The 1,136-nt window shown below is 70.2% G+C and carries 1 protein-coding gene and 1 pseudogene; both read right to left on the bottom strand.

What is annotated here, in order from left to right; all coding sequences use genetic code 11:
- Positions 1-197: pseudogene (locus H7F49_RS19250) on the bottom strand (L-talarate/galactarate dehydratase); the annotation flags it as partial.
- Positions 194-1,136: lipase family protein (locus tag H7F49_RS19245; RefSeq protein ID WP_185685158.1), on the bottom strand; the 943-nt coding region annotated here is incomplete at its 5' end. The gene H7F49_RS19245 and the pseudogene H7F49_RS19250, both read right to left, overlap by 4 nt.

Below are 1,136 nucleotides of genomic sequence, written 5' to 3'. Positions count from 1 at the left end.
CCGGGCCCGCCCGCGCGTTTGGAATAGGAAAAGCCGAAGCCCTCGCGGCCATCGCGGGTGATGATCTCGGCGAACAGCATGGCGACCTGCGTGAGCGGCTTCTGCCGGCCGGTCAGAACCTTGGCGTCGCTGATCGGCGTGGCCAGAGGGAGATAGGCCAGGCTGATCCGAACTTCGCTGATGGTATCGTGGGTCATTGGGCAGCGCCTCCGCTGGCGCAGTCCGAGGCGACCGGGCGACCGGCCAACGCGTCGCGCGCGAAGGCGACCGCATCGCTGGCCGACCGGGTCAGGGTGTCACTGTGGCGGGCCCCGGCATAGCCGTGGAACCGGACCCTGTTGCCCGTGCGACAGATCACCGCGAGGGCAAGCTTCTGCCGTTCGGGATCGATCAGCTCGTCGGCGAGGCCGATGCCCAGCATCAGGGGGATGCGGGTCCGGAACGGGTCCATCGAACCCGCCGGGCCGAGCATGCGCTCGATCTCGGGCAGTGGCCGGGTGAAGGCGTTGTCCACCGTCACCCCATTGGCTTCGGCGACCACCCGCGGATCGCAGCGGGTACGGGCCGCGGCCAGCATGATCCGGCCCTTGTCGGACAGAAGACTTTCGGGCGCTGGCGCCCCGTCCGGGAGACTGCCCGACATCATCCGGTAGATCAGGTAATAGGGCGTTCCTCCCGGGGTCGTGTTCGACAGTGCGGCCGCCGGATCGGGAAAGGTCGTGACCAGGGCCGTGGCGATTGTGCCGCGGACATCCAGATCCGGGGCATAGGTCGCGGCGAGCCGGGCGGCGCCCAGCACAGCGCCCGAGCCCTGCGACTGCCCGGTAATGACGACCCGGTTGGCGATGCCCTCCCCTGCCCGCAGCGCGGCGCGGGCAGCGTCGAGCACCGAGCGACCCTCGGCCTGCCAGATCAGATAGGGATGCGGCCCTGGCCCACCGAGCCCCTGGTAGTCCGGTGCCACCACGGCAAAGCCATCGTCCAGCCAGCGGCTGATGTAGGCCCGGTCACGGGGATTGGCGCCGGTCCACGACGGGGCGCAGCTGTCCGCCACCCCGAGCGTGCCATGCGACCACACCGCCAGCGGCCACCCCCCTCGCGGACGCTTGCCGTGCGGGAGGTAAAGCGCACCACTG

Source organism: Novosphingobium aerophilum (genome assembly GCF_014230305.1).
GTDB classification, from domain to species: Bacteria; Pseudomonadota; Alphaproteobacteria; order Sphingomonadales; family Sphingomonadaceae; genus Novosphingobium; species Novosphingobium aerophilum.
This window is presented reverse-complemented; position numbering and strand designations above follow the sequence as displayed.